This is a genomic window from Pseudomonas sivasensis (assembly GCF_021391435.1).
Classification (GTDB): Bacteria; Pseudomonadota; Gammaproteobacteria; order Pseudomonadales; family Pseudomonadaceae; genus Aquipseudomonas; species Aquipseudomonas sivasensis.
Genome location: NZ_CP090029.1, coordinates 1,180,318 through 1,200,175, shown reverse-complemented (window position 1 = coordinate 1,200,175; position 19,858 = coordinate 1,180,318). Strand labels below are relative to the sequence as shown.

17 protein-coding genes are annotated in these 19,858 nt (G+C 59.9%); 7 read left to right on the top strand and 10 right to left on the bottom strand.

Translation table 11 applies throughout. The features are described 5' to 3' along the window. Window positions 1–66 precede the first annotated feature (66 nt). The gene (gene pmbA / locus LRO94_RS05275; protein WP_032886268.1) at window positions 67–1,413 is read right to left on the bottom strand and encodes a metalloprotease PmbA; all 1,347 of its coding nucleotides are present in this window, start codon (window positions 1,411–1,413) and stop codon (window positions 67–69) included. Window positions 1,414–1,521: 108 nt separating this feature from the next. On the opposite strand from pmbA, the gene yjgA reads away from it, so the two are divergent. Continuing rightward, on the top strand, window positions 1,522–2,043 hold the full coding sequence (gene yjgA, locus LRO94_RS05270; RefSeq protein ID WP_017138246.1) for a ribosome biogenesis factor YjgA: 522 nt from the start codon (window positions 1,522–1,524) through the stop codon (window positions 2,041–2,043). Between the two features lie 45 nt (window positions 2,044–2,088). On the opposite strand, the gene tldD is transcribed toward yjgA, so the two are convergent. From tldD to mreB, 8 genes are all read right to left on the bottom strand, one after another. After that, window positions 2,089–3,531: a metalloprotease TldD gene (gene tldD, locus LRO94_RS05265; protein WP_032886267.1), complete on the bottom strand. Its 1,443-nt coding sequence runs from the start codon at window positions 3,529–3,531 to the stop codon at window positions 2,089–2,091. 16 nt (window positions 3,532–3,547) lie between these two features. Continuing rightward, window positions 3,548–4,396, bottom strand: coding sequence for a carbon-nitrogen hydrolase family protein (locus LRO94_RS05260; protein ID WP_099601135.1), 849 nt, complete (start codon window positions 4,394–4,396; stop codon window positions 3,548–3,550). Window positions 4,397–4,459: 63 nt separating this feature from the next. Continuing rightward, window positions 4,460–8,275: a YhdP family protein gene (locus LRO94_RS05255; protein ID WP_179179514.1), complete on the bottom strand. Its 3,816-nt coding sequence runs from the start codon at window positions 8,273–8,275 to the stop codon at window positions 4,460–4,462. Between the two features lie 76 nt (window positions 8,276–8,351). Further along, entirely contained in the window at window positions 8,352–9,809 is a 1,458-nt protein-coding gene (rng, locus tag LRO94_RS05250; RefSeq protein ID WP_032886264.1) for a ribonuclease G, read from the bottom strand. A gap of 70 nt (window positions 9,810–9,879) precedes the next feature. After that, window positions 9,880–10,476 (bottom strand): Maf family protein, encoded by a 597-nt coding sequence (locus LRO94_RS05245; RefSeq protein ID WP_179179515.1) that lies wholly within the window; start codon window positions 10,474–10,476, stop codon window positions 9,880–9,882. 51 nt (window positions 10,477–10,527) lie between these two features. Beyond that, window positions 10,528–11,016 (bottom strand): rod shape-determining protein MreD, encoded by a 489-nt coding sequence (gene mreD, locus LRO94_RS05240; protein ID WP_032886262.1) that lies wholly within the window; start codon window positions 11,014–11,016, stop codon window positions 10,528–10,530. Continuing rightward, entirely contained in the window at window positions 11,016–12,137 is a 1,122-nt protein-coding gene (mreC, locus tag LRO94_RS05235) for a rod shape-determining protein MreC (RefSeq protein ID WP_179180094.1), read from the bottom strand. The genes mreD and mreC overlap by 1 nt, the downstream gene beginning before the upstream one ends. A gap of 138 nt (window positions 12,138–12,275) precedes the next feature. Beyond that, a complete protein-coding gene (gene mreB, locus LRO94_RS05230) occupies window positions 12,276–13,313 on the bottom strand; it encodes a rod shape-determining protein MreB (RefSeq protein WP_002555108.1) in 1,038 nt (345 codons plus the stop codon). Window positions 13,314–13,523: 210 nt separating this feature from the next. On the opposite strand from mreB, the gene gatC reads away from it, so the two are divergent. From gatC to LRO94_RS05200, 6 genes are all read left to right on the top strand, one after another. Then, the gene (gatC, locus tag LRO94_RS05225) at window positions 13,524–13,811 is read left to right on the top strand and encodes an Asp-tRNA(Asn)/Glu-tRNA(Gln) amidotransferase subunit GatC (protein ID WP_003188556.1); all 288 of its coding nucleotides are present in this window, start codon (window positions 13,524–13,526) and stop codon (window positions 13,809–13,811) included. 16 nt (window positions 13,812–13,827) lie between these two features. Further along, the gene (gene gatA / locus LRO94_RS05220) at window positions 13,828–15,279 is read left to right on the top strand and encodes an Asp-tRNA(Asn)/Glu-tRNA(Gln) amidotransferase subunit GatA (protein WP_032886260.1); all 1,452 of its coding nucleotides are present in this window, start codon (window positions 13,828–13,830) and stop codon (window positions 15,277–15,279) included. 10 nt (window positions 15,280–15,289) lie between these two features. Further along, entirely contained in the window at window positions 15,290–16,735 is a 1,446-nt protein-coding gene (gene gatB / locus LRO94_RS05215; RefSeq protein WP_032886259.1) for an Asp-tRNA(Asn)/Glu-tRNA(Gln) amidotransferase subunit GatB, read from the top strand. 159 nt (window positions 16,736–16,894) lie between these two features. After that, a complete protein-coding gene (locus LRO94_RS05210) occupies window positions 16,895–17,266 on the top strand; it encodes a septal ring lytic transglycosylase RlpA family protein (protein ID WP_032886258.1) in 372 nt (123 codons plus the stop codon). 58 nt (window positions 17,267–17,324) lie between these two features. Further along, window positions 17,325–18,371, top strand: coding sequence for a calcium/sodium antiporter (locus LRO94_RS05205; RefSeq protein WP_179180095.1), 1,047 nt, complete (start codon window positions 17,325–17,327; stop codon window positions 18,369–18,371). Further along, a complete protein-coding gene (locus LRO94_RS05200; protein WP_032886256.1) occupies window positions 18,368–18,748 on the top strand; it encodes a carboxymuconolactone decarboxylase family protein in 381 nt (126 codons plus the stop codon). Before LRO94_RS05205 ends, LRO94_RS05200 begins: the two co-directional genes overlap by 4 nt. On the opposite strand, the gene LRO94_RS05195 is transcribed toward LRO94_RS05200, so the two are convergent. Beyond that, window positions 18,745–19,686 (bottom strand): AEC family transporter, encoded by a 942-nt coding sequence (locus LRO94_RS05195; protein ID WP_179179516.1) that lies wholly within the window; start codon window positions 19,684–19,686, stop codon window positions 18,745–18,747. The genes LRO94_RS05200 and LRO94_RS05195 overlap by 4 nt on opposite strands. Window positions 19,687–19,858: the final 172 nt, after the last annotated feature.

Sequence of the window (19,858 nt, the reverse complement as noted above, 5' to 3'; positions counted from 1 at the left end):
CCCTGAATTCCAAGCACAAAAAAAGCGCGCTATCCGTGGGATAGCGCGCTTCTCAGAGAGGATCGATCAGCTGCCGGCGACAGTCATCCGCTCGATCAACACCGAACCGGTGCGAATATTGCTGCGCAGTTCCAGATCGTTACCGACGGCAACGATCTGCTTGAACATGTCACGCATATTGCCGGCAATCGTCACTTCCTGAACCGCGAACTGAATCTCGCCATTTTCCACCCAGAAACCCGCCGCGCCGCGTGAGTAATCGCCGGTGACCATGTTCAGGCCGTGCCCCATCAATTCGGTTACCAACAGGCCACGTCCCATACGCCGCAACAGCGCTGCCTGATCTTCATCGCCATGGGTCACGAACAGGTTATGTACGCCGCCGGAGTTGGCAGTGCTGGGCAGGCCGAGTTTGCGACCTGAGTAAGTACCCAGTACGTAAGACACCAACTCACCGTTCTCGACGAACGGCTTGGCGTACGTGGCCAGGCCATCGCCATCGAACGCCGAGCTGCCCATGGCGCGCATCAAGTGCGGACGCTCATCAATGGTCAACCAATCGGGAAACAGCTTCTGGCCAATGGCGCCTTCAAGGAACGACGACTTACGATACAGATTGCCGCCCGAAATCGCGCCAAGGAAACTGCCAAACAAACCGCCCGCCAGCTCCGCTGAAAACAGCACCGGCACTTCGCAGGTTGGCACCGGACGGGCGCCCAGGCGGCTAGCGGCACGTTGTGCGGCACGCTGACCAATGCTGACCGGGTCGGCCAGCAGTTCACCCTGACGGCTCACGTCATACCAGTAATCACGCTGCATCTGGCCATTGGCCTCGGCGATCATCACGCAGCTCAAGCTATGACGGGTGGATGCATATCCCCCGATAAACCCGTGGCTGTTGCCATAAACACGACAGCCTTGGTGAGTATTCAACGTGGTGCCATCGGCGTTCTTGATGCGGGCATCAGCATCAAACGCAGCGGCTTCACAGGTCAGCGCCAGCTCAATGGCCTGCTCGGGCGTAATGTCCCAGGCATGGAAAAGATCGAAATCCTTCAAGTCCTTGGCCATCAGCGCTTTGTCTGCCAGACCTGAGCTTTCATCTTCGGAAGTGTGCTTGGCAATCGCCAACGCGGCGGCCACAGTCTCGCGAATGGCTTCCGGGCCACTGGCGGAGGTACTGGCCGACCCTTTGCGCTGCCCCGAATACAAGGTGATGCCAAAGCCCTGGTCGCGGTTGAATTCAACAGTTTCCACTTCCCGCTGACGTACCGACGTCGACAGACCCTGCTCCAGCGAGACCGCAACTTCACAGGCACTGGCCCCCTGGCGCTTAGCCTCGGCAAGGATCTGCTCGACTTGTTCCTGCAGGGCCGGTAACGCTTGCGGACCGACGCTTTGGGCTGCACTCATGGTTTTCTCCACTCAAATTCTGCTTTCGGTTAAGGCCATCGAGCGACCGGGCCGGACAAGCGGCCCCCGACTGGTTATCATGGCGGCGTTTCTTTGCGGACTGCCACCATGGTTGATTCTTACGACGACTCCCTCGATGGGGAGAAAAGCAAAACCCAGGTCAAACGTGAGCTGCATGCTCTGGTTGACCTTGGCGAGCGCCTTACAACGCTCAAGAAAGACTTGATTGCAAAACTGCCACTGACCGACGAGATGCGCCGGGCGCTTGCTGACGCACCCAAGCACACTGCGAATATCGCGCGTAAACGGCACATCATGTTTATCGGCAAGCTGATGCGCGATCAGGACACTGACGCCATTCTGGCCTTGCTTGATCAAACCGATGCCTCCACTCGCCAGTACAACGAACGTTTCCATAATCTGGAACGTTGGCGTGACCGCCTGATCTCGGGCGATGACGCAGTGCTGGAGAAATTCGTGCTGGACTACCCGGATGCGGACCGCCAACAACTGCGCTCCCTGATCCGTCAGGCCCAGCATGAGCAGGCGCATAACAAGGCGCCCGCCACCAGCCGTAAAATCTTCAAATACATCCGTGAGCTGGACGAGACTCAACGCGGACTGCGTTGATGCCCTTCCCCGGGTGGCGGTCTTCGCCACCCGAAGCTCCATCCCTTACGACCCCGTGCCACCCACGGTGATCGCATCAATTTTCAGGGTTGGCTGGCCGACACCGACCGGTACTGACTGCCCATCTTTCCCGCACACGCCGACGCCGCTGTCCAGCGCCAAGTCGTTGCCGACCATCGACACCTTGCTCATGGCTTCCGGGCCATTGCCAATCAACGTTGCCCCTTTGACCGGCGCGGTAATCTTGCCGTCTTCGATCAGGTATGCCTCGCTGGTGGAGAACACGAATTTGCCACTGGTGATATCCACTTGGCCGCCGCCGAGGTTGGCGCAGTAGATACCGCGTTTAACCGAGGCGATGATTTCCGCCGGATCGCTTTCGCCACCGAGCATGTAGGTGTTGGTCATGCGGGGCATCGGCAGGTGCGCGTAGGACTCACGGCGGCCGTTACCGGTGCGCGCCACGCCCATCAGGCGGGCATTGAGTTTGTCTTGCATGTAGCCCTTGAGCACACCGTTTTCAATCAGGGTGGTGCATTCAGTGGGCGTGCCTTCGTCATCGACGCTCAGCGAACCACGGCGACCAGCCAAGGTTCCGTCATCGACAATGGTGCAGAGCTTGGACGCAACCATCTCGCCCATACGCCCGCTGTAGGCAGAGCTGCCCTTGCGGTTGAAGTCACCTTCCAGGCCGTGGCCCACGGCTTCGTGGAGCAATACCCCTGACCAGCCAGAACCCAGCACCACCGGCAGCGTACCCGCCGGGGCCGGAATAGCTTCCAGGTTCACCAACGCCTGGCGCAGCGCTTCACGGGCATAGCCCATCGCGCGGTCTTCAGTAAGGAAATAACGGTAGTCAGTACGCCCGCCGCCGCCATGCCCACCGCGCTCGCGGCGACCGTTCTGTTCGACGATCACACTGACATTGAAGCGCACCAAAGGCCGTACATCCGCCGCCAGGCCGCCGTCGGTGGATGCCACCAGGATGCGCTCCCACACACCGGCCATGCTCACGGTGACCTGCTGGATACGTGGATCCAGGGCGCGGGTAGCCGCGTCGATGCGCTTGAGCAAATCGACCTTTTCCGCCCGGCTGATCACTTCCAAAGGATTGTCCGGCGCGTATAGCTGGGCCACGTCCTGAGTGCTGAACGCTTGCACCGTGCCATTTTGGCCGGCGCGGGAGATCGAACGCGCTGCACGTGCGGCAAGACCCAAGGCCTCCAAAGTGATTGCGTTGCTGTAGGCAAAACCGGTCTTTTCACCGGATTGCGCGCGCACGCCGACACCTTGGTCGAGGTTGAAACTGCCTTCCTTGACGATGCCATCTTCCAGCGCCCAGGACTCGGAAATCTGGCCCTGGAAATACAGGTCAGCGGCGTCGATTCCTGGCCCGGCAAGATCGCCCAACACGGTTTGCAAGCTTTCGATGGTCACGCCACCGGGTGCCAGGAGGTGTTCACTGACTGAGGACAACAACTCGCTCATAGGTTTGGCCTTAAATTCATCGTTCTGAAGCAGGTCGCTGCGCGCCCTGCGAGAAAAAGCGCCGATGGTTGACCACCGGCATGCGCGCCCGTATCGACGCCTGTTCACTGCTATCGCGCTCGGCCAGCAACACCGCTTCGCCTTGATCCTGTTGTGTCAGCACACGCCCCCACGGGTCGACAATCGCGGCATGACCATGGGTTTCCCGTGGCCCCGGATGCACGCCGCCCTGGGCCGCCGCCAGCACATAGCACTGGGTTTCGATGGCCCGTGCGCGTATCAGCACGTCCCAGTGCGCGGCACCGGTTACAGCGGTAAAGGCCGAGGGCGCAGTGATCAGTTCAGCCCCCGCCGCCCGCAGCTCGCTGTACAGCTCAGGAAAGCGAAGGTCGTAACACACCGTAAGGCCCAAACGGCCGACCGGTGTATCCGCCACCACCACGTTACTCCCGAAAGCATAGTCGTCGGACTCCCGATAGCGACCCCGGGCATCCGCCACATCCACGTCAAACAAATGCAGCTTGTCGTACCGAGCAACGATTTCGCCATGATCATCGATCAACAGCGAGCAGGCATTGGATTTGGAGTTCGGTTGGTCCTTGGGCGGCAACGGCAATGTGCCGGCCACTATCCATAAGGTGAGGTCGCGGGCGGTCTGTTTCAACCACGGCAGGATCGGACCTTCGCCCAGAGCCTCAGCCCGACCGATGTCCGCCACGTCGCGGCGGCCCATTGCGGCGAAGTTTTCCGGCAGCACCGCCAGCTTCGCGCCGCCCGCCGCCGCTTTTTCCAACAAACGCCGAGCCTGTGCCAGATTGGCCAACACATCGCTCTGGCTGACCATTTGAATTACCGCAAAGGACATGAGCCGACACTCCGTAATGGGCATGCACCAAAAAAAGAGAGCCCCATGCTACTCCGCAGGCCCTCAGTTTGGTTTTTCAAATGGCTTGTCGAAGGTGATTTTTGGATCCTTCCACGGTCCTTCCACCTTGTATTGGACGCTGGCAAAACGCGAAACCCGATCACCAATCAGCTTGTCGATCAGGAACAAAGCCCCACCAATGGCAGGTGCACCGACGATCAGTGCAGCGATCGGCAGGTTGTTGGTCACAGGCAACGTCACCAACAACTTGGCATCGACGCGGTCAGCTACCAAGTCCAAGGTACCGTTCAGTTCCAAGTTGCTCGACGGCCCAGTCATAGTGATCGGCTCCCGCGTGACGAACACACCGTTGCTCGCCGCCAACAGGCCTTTGACTCGGTCATAGCTCAAGCCTTTGCCGAGCAGGTCGGAGAAATCCAGCCGCAGGCGTCGCCCGATGGAGTTGAAGTTGAGCAGACCGAACACCCGCAGCGCCTGGGCGCCACCTTCTACTTCAACAAACTGACCCTTTCGGAACGCTGCATCCAGGCTACCGGAGAAGCGCTTTGGCCCGACCCATGCCGGCGAACCAGGCCAACGCCCATCCACATCCAGATGGAAGTCTTCGCTGGTTACAGTGGGTGCATAGCCCCAGCCCTTGAGTACATCGGCGATATTTTTACCGTCCAGGCGGCCTTTGTACCAACTGCTGCTGCCCCCTGGAGCGCCTTCCCATCCGCCAGCGCCTTTGAGCTGCATGCCCTTCAGACCCAGGTCCAGATCGCTGAAAGCCAAGCCTTTAGTAGTTGGACGGATTTTTAGCGACCACGCGCCCAGCAGCTCGGGCCCCTGGAACAGTTGCGCAATAGCGATATCCAGAGCCGGAATATCCTTTGGGTCGATGCTGCCCAACGGGTCGGGGGCGTTTTCATCGGCCTGCACCGTAGGGTCCACCGCCGGTAGTTTTACGTATTGCAGGTTGACCCCAATCGGCGCGACCTTACTATCAGGCAAGGTCACACTGCCCTTGGCCTGCTGACTGTCGAACTGCAAGCCCCAGGCAACGGGTTTTCGGTCCAACTGCAGATTGACCTGATCGAACTGAGTGCCTAAACCGGTGAGCTTGCCTATCTTGAAGTCGGCACCGCTTAGCAGTTGCTTGGCACTGCCACCCGGATCGTTGCCGGCATACTGGCTCACCAGTTTTTTCCACGGATCGATGTCGAGCTCCGAAAGCACCCCACGAATGCGTAAGCCTTTGGCCGCGGGCAGCACTGCATCGCCATCGCCGAGGAACAACTCGCCACGGCCATCATTGAATTTGTCCGGCGGCGCAGCAAAGGTAAAGTTGGCCAGCTCACCGTAATCAAACCAGTAGCGTCGTTCGGCGCCCTGCAAGGTCATGCGGAATACGCTGTCACGCCCCTGGCTCGCTGGCATGCCGAACGGTGCAGGCAAGTCCACCGCAACACCCTTGAGATTGGAGCTGACCATCAACTGGCTGTCGGCACCGTCCAGGTTGAGCTGCAACTGATACGGAATATCACCGGAAACCGGCAACGGCTGGCTGATTTTCAACCACTCTGTCAGCCGCTTGACCGTCACCTGGCCCCTGGCGGTTACACGGGTGCTGATATTGCCCGGTTTGCCATCGGCAAAGATTTGCGCGGAGATCGGCCGGTCAAACGCCTGGGCCGTGATGTTCTCGCCACTGAGGCCCTTGGCGCTGTCGAAGCGGAAATTGCCCTTGAGTTGAGTCAGGTCCAGGGGTGGTTCAGCCAGTTGCAGGCGTGCCTTGTCGGTCTGGAAATCCACTACGATCTTGGGCTCGATGCCTTTAACAAGCGGAACATCCAGGTCCAACTTGCCTTGCAGGTCGCCTTCGCCTTTCCAGCCGGCAAAGGTGGAAGCGGTACCAATCGGCGCTTCTTGAAGGATCTTCAGCCCATCCCCCAGGCCGCCGGCAAAACTACCTGTCAGCAGCAGGTGACTTTCCTTGCCGGACGGTGCGTGGGGAATATTGACGTACACGTCCTTGACCTTGGTATCCAACAACTGGCCCTTGCTGGCCAGGATACGCACACCAGTCTCTTCGACAAACACCTCACCCTTAACCTTGCTCACATGAGGCCAGCCCGGCTGGAACGCTAACTCGGCGTCATGCACCTTGAAGAACAGGCTGATATTGCGCGAAGCCGGCAACGCGTCGTGATTCAACGAACCCTGATACTGGAAAAACCCTTGATCCACCGCCCCCTTGAGAATCGCCGTGCGCAGCCATTCATCAAGGGCTGGGCTCAGCACCGCAGGCAGGTACTTTGGAGTGAAACGCCCATCGCCGTCGACCATACCGACCCGCAGGTCCATGTAGTCTTCCTGGCTATGGTCGAAATGCAGGCGGATCAGGAAGTCCGCAGCGATCTTGCCTTCTTCTCCCAGCACCTTGATATACGGGGCGATGAGGGTGAAGCCTTCTTTATCCAGCTTCCAGGTCAGGCGCGCATTGGCCTGAAGATATTGCCAGGGCTTGGCGAAGATCGGATCGAGGTGCAGGGAAAAATCCTTGCTGTCCATGCGCAACTCGCCACCGCCCAAGTCGCCGCTGATACTGCCAGACACGTTTCGCGCGGCCGGTGCTCCGAAATAGGCGTCAAACCCGACCCGCTCAAGGTTGGCAGCAAAACTGACTTTTTGATCGGTCGTATCCTGAGGACGGAAATCCACCAGCACGTTGCGCAATAGGCCGATAGCCTTCAGATGCTCGACGGTCTTGGCGAAGCCTTCCGGCAGCGGCGCCAGAGCGTTCAGCAATGGCGTGATAGGGGTCAGGTCGAGGCGGTCAGCCTGCAGCTTCCAGACTTCCTGGTCCTTATCGGTGGCCAGAGTCTGTTGCAATTGCAGGCGCGACTCCCAGCGAGTTTCACCCAGGTTCATCGCCAGGGAATCAAACAGCACCTTAAGTCCCGTATCACTACGTTGCAGGTAAGCCGTGAGGGCCAGGTTTTCGATGAGCACTGGCTTGCGTTCTGCGTAGCGGCCTTTCACTTGTGGAGAGTTGAGGCGCACCACCGCGCTCTGCACAGTACCTTTGCCCCAGTTCAGCCAGAATTCACCGCCGGCTTTGAACTGCGTGAGTGTCCACTGCTGAGTCAGCTTGGCCGGAATCCACTTGGCCCAGTCGCTTTGCGGCAGGCTGAGGTAGGCCTGAACCTCGGCATCCTTCCATTGGCTGGCGCGAATGCGGCTGCGCAGGCTGAGCGCCATAGGCTGCCCGTCTGGCAGGGTCAGGCGTGCGTCCAGACGTTGACGGGTGATGCCGGTGTGCAGACTCAGACCCACGTAGGTCAACGTGACCGGTGCCTGATCGAACGGTTGCAAAGTGAGCTGACTGTCGAGCAAGGACACGCGCTTTACCATCTGCATGCGCTTGAGCAATTGCTCCGGATCCAGCGGCTGCTCGTCCTGAACCGGCATGCCCTGAAGCGCCCAATGACCGTCCTTGTCTTCCTTGGCGCTCAGTTGCAGACCGCTGACCTGCAGGTGCGCGAGACGCACCTCACGCGCCATCAGGCTGTCCCAGATAGCCGGCACCACTTCGACCTGGTCAAGACGCAAGGCACTGCTGCCCTCGCCGACCATCACGTCATGGGCCAGCAACACCGGGGCAAAACCGCTCCAGCGCCCTTCCAGGCTGCCGATGTGCAGCGGCACGCCCACCGCGGCCTGAGCCTTAGCTTCGACTTCGGCACGATATTCGGCTACCAGGGGGGTCAATTCACGACCCAAGCTCACATACACCGCCGCCAAAACCAGCAGCAAGGCGCACAGACCCAGGCCCCAGCGGGTCAAAGCGGCAAAAAAGCGTATCAGACGCTCCATGTCAGGCGACCCTCAAGGCAGTAGGCGGACGGCAGCTCAAGGTCTGCCGGTCTCGAAGAAAGAACGCGAATGGGGATCAGAGCAGCACCACGTCGTATTGTTCCTGGGAATACATGGTTTCAACCTGGAAACGAATCGTGCGCCCAATAAATCCTTCCAGCTCGGCAACGTTGCCGGACTCTTCGTCCAGCAGCCGGTCGACCACTTTCTGATTGGCAAGCACTCTATAACCTTCGGCCTGATAGGCCCGCGCCTCTCGTAAGATTTCCCGGAAAATCTCGTAGCAAACCGTTTCGGGGGTCTTTAACTTACCCCGTCCCTGGCAACTGCTGCACGGTTCGCATAGCACCTGCTCAAGGCTTTCACGGGTGCGCTTGCGCGTCATCTGCACGAGGCCCAGCTCGGTAATACCGATGATATTGGTCTTGGCGTGATCGCGTTCGAGCTGCTTCTCCAGGGTGCGCAGCACCTGACGCTGGTGGTCTTCATCTTCCATGTCGATAAAGTCGATGATGATGATGCCGCCCAGGTTGCGCAGGCGCAGTTGGCGCGCAATCGCAGTAGCGGCCTCAAGGTTGGTCTTGAAGATGGTCTCTTCGAGATTGCGATGGCCAACGAAAGCGCCAGTGTTGACGTCAATGGTGGTCATAGCTTCCGCCGGGTCCACCACGAGATAGCCCCCGGACTTGAGCGGGACCTTGCGCTCCAGGGCCTTCTGGATTTCGTCTTCGACGCCATACAGGTCGAAGATCGGCCGCTCGCCAGGGTAGTGTTCCAAGCGGTCAGCAATTTCCGGCATCAACTCGGCAACAAATTGCGTGGTTCGCTGGAAGGTTTCCCGCGAGTCGATACGAATTTTCTCGATCTTGGGGCTGACCAGGTCGCGCAACGTCCGCAGCGCCAGGCCCAGGTCTTCATAGATGACGCTTGGCGCACCGATGGTTTTGATCTGTGCGCCGATCTGATCCCACAGACGCCGCAGGTAGCGGATGTCCATTAGGATTTCATCAGCACCCGCGCCTTCAGCGGCAGTACGCAGAATAAAACCGCCCGCCTCTTTGATACCTTCGGCGGCCACGCAGTCGCTGACCACCTTTTTCAGGCGCTCGCGCTCGGCCTCATCTTCGATTTTCAGCGAAATGCCGACGTGGGCAGTACGCGGCATGTACACCAAGTAACGCGATGGAATCGACAACTGGGTGGTCAGGCGTGCGCCCTTGGAACCGATGGGGTCCTTGGTGACTTGCACCACCAGGCTCTGCCCTTCATGTACCAGGGCGCTGATGCTTTCTACCGCTGGCCCTTCGCGCAGGGAAATTTCCGACGCGTGGATAAACGCAGCGCGGTCCAGGCCTATGTCGACAAAAGCCGCCTGCATGCCCGGCAACACCCGCACTACTTTGCCTTTATAGATATTGCCCACGATCCCGCGTTTCTGGGTGCGCTCAACGTGCACTTCTTGCAGAACACCGTTCTCTACCACCGCCACGCGCGATTCCATCGGCGTGATATTGATCAGAATCTCTTCACTCATGGCTGGGTCTCGTTCAGGCGTTTTCACAATAGTGACCGATCGCTTAAGGCTGGGCGCTGATGCAAGGCGTTTAGCGCACGGTAAGGTTTTGCCAACAGGGTATGCCGAATTGGTCGAGCAGTTGCGCGGTTTCGCACACCGGCAGCCCTACTACGGCGGAATAACTGCCATTGAGGCCCGCGACAAACACCGAGCCAAGCCCTTGAATAGCATAGCCGCCCGCCTTGTCCTGGGGTTCGCCACTGTGCCAGTAGGCTGTCGCTTGTTCGACAGTGATCCCACAAAAACGTACACGACTGCTTACACATTGGGTTTCGCAGCGCTGGCCATCGGTGAGCGCGATGGCGGTGAGCACCTCATGCTCACGTCCAGACAAGGCCATCAACATCGCCAGGGCATCGGCCTGGTCTACCGGCTTACCGAGGATCTGACCGTCCACGATCACTGCCGTGTCGGCACCCAGCACACAAGCATCCAATGGATGATCAAGCGCAGCAAATCCGGCCAACGCCTTGCCGCGCGCAAGACGCTCGACGTAGGCAACAGCTGATTCATTGGTAAGAGGAGTTTCATCGATAGCGGCGCTGACCACGGTGAAAGGCACACCGATCTGGGTCAGCAATTCACGCCGTCTTGGGGAGCCCGAGGCCAGATAAAGCGAATTCATTGCAGACTCTCCCTGTGGGGTTCGATAACCAGGCAGAGCCTCGCAATCCATTCAATTGATTTTATAGCGTCGACGTAACCCACGCAGACCGAAACTGATCCAGGGCCACAACAGCGCACTGACCAAAGCAGGCAAAACCAGCGCCAGGGTCGGCTGACGGTTACCGGTCAAGGCACTGAGCCACAGTTGTACCAACTGCGCCAGGCCGAAGATCACCAGAATCACCAGGCACTGCTGCCACATCGGGAACATGCGCAAACGCTGCTGCAACGACAGCACCAGAAAGGTGATGAGGGTCAGGATCAACGCGTTCTGGCCCAGCAAGGTGCCATATAGCACATCTTCCGCCAAGCCCAGGAACATGGCTGTGACCATGCCCACTTTATGCGGCAGGTTCAGTGACCAGAAGGCCAGCAGCAATGCCAGCCAGAGGGGTCGCAAGATTTCCATGAATTGCGGCAGCGGTGAAACGCTGAGCAGCAGTCCAATGGCGAACGTCAACCAAACGATCCAGCCATTGCTCGAATGAGTACTGGCCATTATTCCTCCCTCTGCCGCGTGGTAGCCGCAGCTGCAGCTGGAGGCTTCGTAGCGGGCGTCGTGGTGGCGGGCGTGCTGACCGGCGGTTTCGCCGCGGCCGGTTTCACCGGATGCGCGTTATGGGCCGCGGGCTTGACCGGCGTGGCCACAGGCGCTGCAACTGCTGGAGTTGCCGCCGGAACAACGGGAGTCGCCGCGGCGGGCTTGGGTACGGTCGCGGGAATCACCGGCGCCGTGCCGTTTTTCTTGTCCTCCGCTTCCTGGGCCTGGGCGGCGTCGTTGGCGCGCTCTTCCGGGGTGCGGTTATCGCTGAACACCAGCAGCAGGTAGCGGCTGCGGTTCAAGGCGGCAGTGGGCACGGCGCGTACAATGGCGAAGGGCTGACCGGAATCGTGGATCACTTCCTTAACTGTCGCTACCGGGTAACCCGCGGGGAACCGCTGACCCAGACCGGAGCTGACCAACAGGTCGCCTTCCTTGATGTCGGCGGTGTCGGCGACGTGACGCAGTTCCAGGCGCTCGGGGTTGCCGGTGCCGCTGGCAATCGCGCGCAAGCCGTTACGGTTCACTTGCACCGGAATGCTGTGGGTCGTGTCCGTCAGCAGCAGAACCCGCGATGTGTAGGGCATCAGCTCTACTACTTGCCCCATGAGGCCACGGGCATCCAGTACCGGCTGCCCGAGGACTACACCGTCGCGCCCACCCTTGTTGATGATGATGCGGTGAGTAAAGGGATTCGGGTCCATGCCGATCAACTCGGCCACTTCGACCTTCTCGTTGACCAGTGCCGAAGAATTGAGCAGCTCGCGCAGCCGAACGTTCTGCTCCGTGAGGGCCGCGAGCTTTTGCATGCGCCCCTGCAAAAGCAGGTTTTCAGTCTTGAGTTTTTCGTTTTCGGCGACGAGCTCGGTGCGGCTGCCAAATTGGCTGGACACGCCCTGGAACAGACGTTGCGGCAGGTCGGTGATCCAGTAAGTCTGCATCAACACCAGCGACATCTGGCTACGCACCGGCTTGAGCAGTGAGAAGCGGGCATCGACCACCATCAGCGCGACCGAAAGCACGACCAGCACCAATAAGCGCACGCCCAATGAGGGGCCTTTGGCGAAAAGCGGTTTAATAAGCCGCTCCTCCCAGGCAAATGTTCTCTTTATTCATACGGCATCTAACCGGCCTGGATGCAGATTGAAGAAGATAAACGCCGACAGGCAGCACTGAGAAGTGCTGCCTGCGGGCGAAACATGGCGCAACCAACGAGCTTATTCGCTGGAAAGCAGGTCCATGGTGTGTTTATCCATCATTTCCAGTGCACGACCACCGCCACGCGCAACGCAGGTCAGCGGGTCTTCGGCGACGATCACCGGCAGGCCGGTTTCCTGGGCCAGCAACTTGTCGAGGTCACGCAACAGGGCGCCACCACCGGTCAGCACCAGGCCTCGCTCGGCGATATCGGAAGCCAGCTCCGGCGGCGATTGCTCCAGGGCGCTCTTCACAGCCTGAACGATGGTGGCCAGGGACTCTTGCAGAGCTTCCAGCACTTCATTGGAGTTCAGGGTGAAAGCACGTGGAACGCCTTCGGCCAGGTTGCGACCGCGAACATCGACTTCGCGAACTTCGCCGCCCGGGTAAGCGGTACCGATTTCCTGCTTGATGCGCTCGGCGGTGGATTCGCCGATCAGGCTGCCGTAGTTACGACGAACGTAAGTGATGATCGCTTCGTCGAAACGGTCGCCGCCTACGCGTACGGATTCGGCATACACCACACCGTTCAGGGAAATCAGGGCGATCTCGGTAGTACCACCACCGATATCCACCACCATCGAACCGCGAGCTTCTTCAACCGGCAGGCCGGCACCGATCGCAGCAGCCATTGGCTCTTCGATCAGGAATACTTCGCGGGCACCGGCGCCAAGGGCCGATTCACGGATGGCACGACGCTCAACCTGGGTGGACTTGCATGGAACGCAGATCAGCACACGAGGGCTGGGCTGCAGGAAACTGTTTTCGTGAACCTTGTTGATGAAGTACTGCAGCATCTTCTCGCAGACACTGAAGTCGGCGATCACGCCGTCTTTCATCGGACGAATGGCAGCAATATTGCCTGGTGTACGGCCGAGCATGCGCTTGGCCTCGGTGCCAACGGCAACGACACTTTTCTGATTACCATGGGTCCGAATGGCCACAACCGATGGCTCATTCAGAACGATACCGCGCTCGCGCACGTAAATAAGGGTGTTGGCAGTGCCCAGGTCAATGGAAAGATCGCTGGAAAACATGCCACGCAGTTTCTTGAACATGGGGAAAGGACCCTAGGCAACGCGTGGGTAAAAAAGTGCGGCAAACTCTAACAACGACAGGGATTTTGGGCAAGGCGCCAATGTGCTAAATTGGCCGACTTTCTGTGCACCAACCCCCACAATCGCGGCCTTATGACCGTAGAAATGCGGTAGTGTTCCGACAATCTAACACACGGACAGCCTCCGTTCTGTTTTCCACAGGAGATTCCCATGGCGCTTGAACGCTCCGACGTGGAAAAAATCGCGCATCTGGCCTCGCTTGGCCTCAATGACGCCGATCTTCCACAGACCACCGCAGCCCTGAACAGCATTCTCGGGCTGGTTGACCAAATGCAGGCCGTAAACACCGACGGCATCGAGCCCCTGGCTCACCCGCTGGAAGCGAGCCAGCGCCTGCGCGCAGACGTCGTGACCGAGCGCAATAATCGCGAGGCCTACCAGTCCATCGCGCCAGCGGTCGAAAACGGCCTGTACCTGGTTCCGAAAGTCATCGACTAAAGGGAAAGAGCCTGCAATGCATCACATGACTCTGGCCGAGATCGCCCGCGGTCTCGCCGACAAAACGTTTTCTTCCGAAGAGCTGACCAAGACCTTGCTGGCGCGTATCGCCGAGCTCGATCCCAAGGTCAACAGCTTCATCAGCATCACCGAAGAGCTGGCCCTGAGCCAGGCCAAGGCCGCCGACGTACGTCGCGCCAACGGTGAAAATGGCGCGCTGCTGGGCGCACCTATCGCCCACAAAGACCTGTTCTGCACCCAGGGTATTCGCACCAGTTGCGGCTCGAAGATGCTCGACAACTTCAAAGCGCCCTACGACGCCACCGTGGTATCCAAGCTGGCCGCTGCTGGGGCCGTGACCCTGGGCAAAACCAACATGGACGAATTCGCCATGGGTTCGGCCAACGAGTCGAGCTACTACGGCGCGGTGAAAAACCCGTGGAACCTGGAACACGTGCCGGGCGGTTCGTCCGGTGGTTCCGCCGCCGCCGTTGCCGCGCGCCTCCTCCCGGCCGCCACGGCCACTGACACCGGCGGCTCCATTCGCCAACCAGCCGCCTTCACCAACCTCACCGGTTTGAAGCCGACTTACGGTCGCGTTTCCCGTTGGGGCATGATCGCCTACGCATCCAGCCTCGATCAGGGCGGCCCTCTGGCCCGCACCGCCGAAGACTGCGCGATTTTGTTACAAGGCATGGCTGGCTTTGATCCGCAGGACTCCACAAGCATCGATGAGCCAGTCCCGGACTACAGCAGCAGCCTGAATACCTCGCTCAAAGGCCTGCGCATCGGCGTGCCGAAGGAATACTTCAGCGCCGGTCTCGACCCGCGTATCGCCGAATTGGTGCACAACAGCGTCAAGACGCTGGAAGGCCTGGGCGCCGTGATCAAGGAAATCAGCCTGCCGAACAACCAGCACGCCATTCCTGCGTACTACGTGATCGCGCCGGCGGAAGCTTCGTCCAACCTGTCGCGTTTCGACGGCGTGCGCTTCGGCTACCGCTGCGAAAATCCGAAGGACCTGACCGATCTGTACAAACGCTCCCGTGGCGAAGGTTTCGGCGCCGAAGTTCAACGCCGCATTATGGTCGGTGCCTACGCCCTGTCGGCCGGCTACTACGACGCGTACTACCTCAAGGCGCAAAAAATCCGTCGCCTGATCAAGAACGACTTCATGGCTGCCTTTGAAGAAGTCGACGTGATCCTCGGCCCAACCACGCCGAACCCGGCCTGGAAGATCGGCGCCAAGACCGGCGACCCGATTGCCGAGTACCTGGAAGACCTCTACACCATCACCGCCAACCTCGCGGGCTTGCCGGGCTTGTCCATGCCCGCCGGCTTCGTCGATGGCCTGCCGGTGGGCGTGCAACTGCTCGCGCCGTACTTCCAAGAAGGCCGCCTGCTCAATGTGGCGCACCAGTACCAGTTGAACACCGACTGGCACACTCGCACCCCTAACGGCTTCTGAGGAGAACACTATGCAATGGGAAGTTGTGATCGGGCTGGAGATTCATACCCAGCTCGCCACCCAATCGAAGATTTTCTCCGGTAGCGCCACCACGTTCGGCTCCGAGCCCAACACCCAGGCGAGCCTGGTAGACCTGGGCATGCCCGGCGTATTGCCGGTGCTGAACCAGGAAGCGGTACGCATGGCGGTGATGTTCGGCCTGGCGATTGACGCCGAGATCGGTCAGCACAACGTGTTCGCGCGCAAAAACTACTTCTACCCGGACCTGCCCAAGGGCTACCAGATCAGCCAGATGGAACTGCCAATTGTCGGCAAGGGCTACCTGGACATCCCGTTGGAAGACGGCACCATCAAGCGTGTCGGCGTGACCCGTGCGCACCTTGAAGAAGACGCTGGCAAGAGCCTGCATGAAGAATTCAACGGCGCCACCGGGATCGACCTGAACCGCGCCGGCACTCCGCTACTGGAGATCGTGTCCGAGCCGGACATGCGCAGCGCCAAGGAAGCCGTGGCCTACGTCAAGACCATCCACGCGCTGGTCCGCTACCTGGGCATCTGCGACGGCAACATGGCAGAAGGCTCACTGCGCTGTGACTGCAACGTGTCGGTGCGGCCAAAAGGCCAGGCCGAGTACGGCACCCGCTGCGAGATCAAGAACGTCAACTCGTTCCGCTTCATCGAGAAGGCGATCAACACCGAAGTACGTCGCCAGATCGAACTGATCGAAGACGGCGGCAAGGTGATCCAGCAGACCCGCCTGTACGACCCGAACAAAGACGAAACCCGCGCCATGCGCAGCAAAGAGGAAGCCAACGACTACCGTTACTTCCCCGATCCGGACCTGTTGCCGGTGGTGCTTGAGGATTCGTTCCTCAATGACATCCGCGCAACCCTGCCGGAATTGCCTCCGCAAAAACGCGAGCGCTTCCAGGAGCAGTTCGGCCTGTCGGTCTACGATGCCAGCGTATTGGCGTCCAGCCGCGAGCAAGCCGACTACTTCGAAAAAGTCGTGAGCATTGCCGGTGACGCCAAGCTGGCGGCCAACTGGGTGATGGTTGAGCTGGGCAGCCTGCTGAACAAGCAGGGCCTGGAAATCGACGAAGCCCCGGTGACCGCCGAGCAGTTGGGCGGCATGCTGCTGCGCATCAAGGACAACACCATCTCCGGCAAAATCGCCAAGACCGTGTTTGAAGCCATGGCGAGCGGTGAAGGCAGCGCCGACGAGATCATCGAGAAGCGCGGTCTGAAGCAAGTCACCGACAGCGGCGCAATCTCGGCGGTGCTGGATGAGATGCTGGCGGCCAACGCCGAACAGGTCGAGCAATACCGAGCGGCAGACGAAGCCAAGCGCGGCAAGATGTTCGGCTTCTTTGTCGGCCAGGCCATGAAAGCCTCCAAAGGCAAGGCCAACCCGCAACAGGTGAACGAACTGCTGAAAAGCAAGCTCGAAGGCTGAATGCGATGAATGGTCCGGTTGAGAATTCACGCTTAACTCGGACCCGCGGTGGGAGGGGGCTTGCCCCCGATGGCGGAGTGTCAGTCATTACTGTTTTGACTGAATCACCGCTATCGGCGACGAGCCCCCTCCCATATTTGTGATGGGGGCACCTTGATAATGAAGCGTCTATTAGGCCTATGCGCCCTGTTTTCACTACTGGCCGGCTGCGCCAGCGGCCTCATCAACCCCAACGGCTACGACGAAACCGGCACCGCCTCCTATTACGGAGCCCGGCACCATGGCAAGAAAACAGCCAGCGGTGAACCTTTCAACCAGAACGCCCTGACCGCCGCCCACCGGCAATTGCCCTTCGGCACCCAGGTCAAGGTCACTAATCTCGACAACGACAAATCCGTCGTTGTGCGCATCAATGATCGCGGCCCGCATACCCGCGGGCGCTTGATTGATCTTTCACGCAAGGCTGCCGAGCAACTGGGTATGCTGAGCAGCGGCACTGCACGGGTTCGCGTGCAAGCCCTGAGCAACTGAAGACGGAGCCCTGGCCATTTTCGGATTAACCGCCCTCTCGCCCTGGAGCCTGCTCGAACTGATCAGCGGGCTTGTGCTGCTGATCATCGGCGCCGAAATCCTGGTGCGCGCCGCGGTGCGCCTGGCGGCCAGCCTAAAAGTGCGACCGTTAATCATCGGCCTGACGATCGTGGCCTTCGGCAGCAGCGCGCCACAGATGACCGTCAGCCTGCAGGCCACCCTGGCCGGCAATACCGACATCGCCGTGGGCAGCGTAATCGGCAGCAGCATCTTCAACATCCTGGTGACCCTTGGCCTGTCGGCGCTGATCATCCCCTTGCGAGTCTCGCGTCAGTTGGTACGCCTGGATATACCGGTAATGATCCTCGCCGGCCTGCTGGTGTTTACCCTTGCAGCCAATGAAGAACTGACGCCGCTTGATGGTCTTCTGCTGCTGATTGCTTTGATGGCCTACCTTGGCGTGCTGCACTACCAGACCCGACACTCGCGGCGTCCACGCACGCTGGACACCGTGACCCAGGCGCCCTGGCTGAGCAGTGTATTGCTGATGCTCGGCGGTTTTCTGATCCTAGTGCTAGCCGGCCACCTGCTGCTCGGTGCGGCGGTGGACGTGGCCAGCGACCTGGGTTTGTCGGAACGCGTCATCGGCCTGACGCTTATCGGCGTCGGTACCTCGCTGCCGTGCCTCGCGACCTCACTGATTGCCGCCCTGCGCGGCCAGCGAGAAATTGCCGTGGGTAACGTGATCGGCAGCAACCTGTTCAACCTGCTGGGCGTGTTGGGTCTAACCGCGCTGCTGGCGCCATCGCCACTGTCGGTGTCGCCCAACGCCCTGGATTTCGACCTGCCGGTGATGCTCGGCGTGGTGGTGCTGTGCCTGCCGGTGTTTTATACCGGCTACCGCGTCACCCGCGCCGAAGGTCTGGTATTGCTGGGCCTGTACCTGGCGTATGGGCTGCACGTGATGTCGTTTACCACCGGCATGCCCCTGGCCAACAAGCTTGAACAATTGATGCTGTATTACGTCCTGCCAGCGCTGGTGGTGATCCTGATATTCACCTCGCTGCGCGCCTGGCGCCGCCAACACAAGAGGGAATCGAAATGACCGATCAGAAAAAGCCCGGGGTTGAGATGCGTCGCCAGGTCATGGGCGATGTATTCGTCGACCGCGCCCTGGGCAACGCCACCGACTTCACCCAGCCGCTGCAGGATTTCGTCAATGAACATGCGTGGGGCAGTGTGTGGAACCGCGAAGGTTTGCCGCTGAAGACGCGCAGCCTGATCACCCTCGCCGCCCTCACCGCGCTCAAGTGCCCGCAGGAGCTCAAAGGCCATGTGCGTGGCGCGTTGAACAACGGCTGTACTGTGGAGGAAATTCGCGAAGCGCTGCTGCATTGCGCGGTGTATGCCGGTGTACCGGCTGCGATTGATGCGTTCCGCGCGGCCCAGGAAGTGATCGACAGCTACCAGAAGGAAGGCTAGATCCAGCCACCCGCCTGCAATACGAAAATCCCAATATTCGTGGTCACTGCCGCCATCAGCGTAGTGATCACGATAATCGCCGCCGCCAGCTCATGATTCCCCTCGGCCGCCCTGGCCATCACGAAACTTGCAGCGGCCGTCGGCGCGCCGAAGTACAGGAACAGAATCCCCAACTCCGGACCGCGAAAGCCCAGCAGCCACGCGCCCAAGGTCGCGACAACCGGCAGCCAGACCATCTTCATCAAGCTCGCGCTCAGCGCCATATTGCCGCTCTTGCGCAACGCCGCCAGTGACAAAGTGCCGCCAATGCAAATCAAGGCCAGCGGCAAGGTGGTATCCGCCAGGTACTGCATGGATTTTTCCAGCCAGCCCGGCAGGCCAATCTGAAAAAACGCGAACGGCGCCGCCACGATGACGCTGATGATCAGCGGGTTGGCCACCACACTTTTGCAGATACTCCACGGGTCGGACTTGATCACCGGGCTGTACACCGCCAGCACGATGGTCGACAGGGTGTTGTAGAACAGGATGACCAGCGCCGCGAGAATCGCGCCGAGGGAAATACCGTAGTCGCCGTACATGCTGGCGGCCAGGGCCAGGCCGATCACCCCGTTATTGCCGCGAAACGCGCCCTGGGTGTAGATGCCCCGGTCTTCACGCTTGCAGCGAAAAATCGCCCAACCCCAAGCCAGGCCAAAGCTCGCCAGCGTGGCGACGGCAAAATAGATCAGCAAACCCGGTTTGAGCGCCGAGTGCAGGTCGGCATGCAGGATGCCCAGGAACAGCAACGCAGGCATGGTGACGTTGAACACCAGGGACGAAGCCGTGTGGATAAAGTTGTCGTTGATCCAGTTGATGCGCTTGAGCAGCACACCCAGGAACAGCATGGCAAATACCGGCGCGGTGATGGTGAGGGTGGTGAGGAAGATAGCCAGCATGCCGGGGAGAACCTTGGTGAGCGTCGTTAGGTGGCTAATGATAAGCCATACAGCCCAACGGCGCCCGGTAGACCGCTATCGGGGGGCAAGTCGAATCGTCGCACCGACCCTCCCACACTCGACCGCATTCCTACAGAATAAACGCGGTCAAACTGTGGGAGGGGCCTTGCCC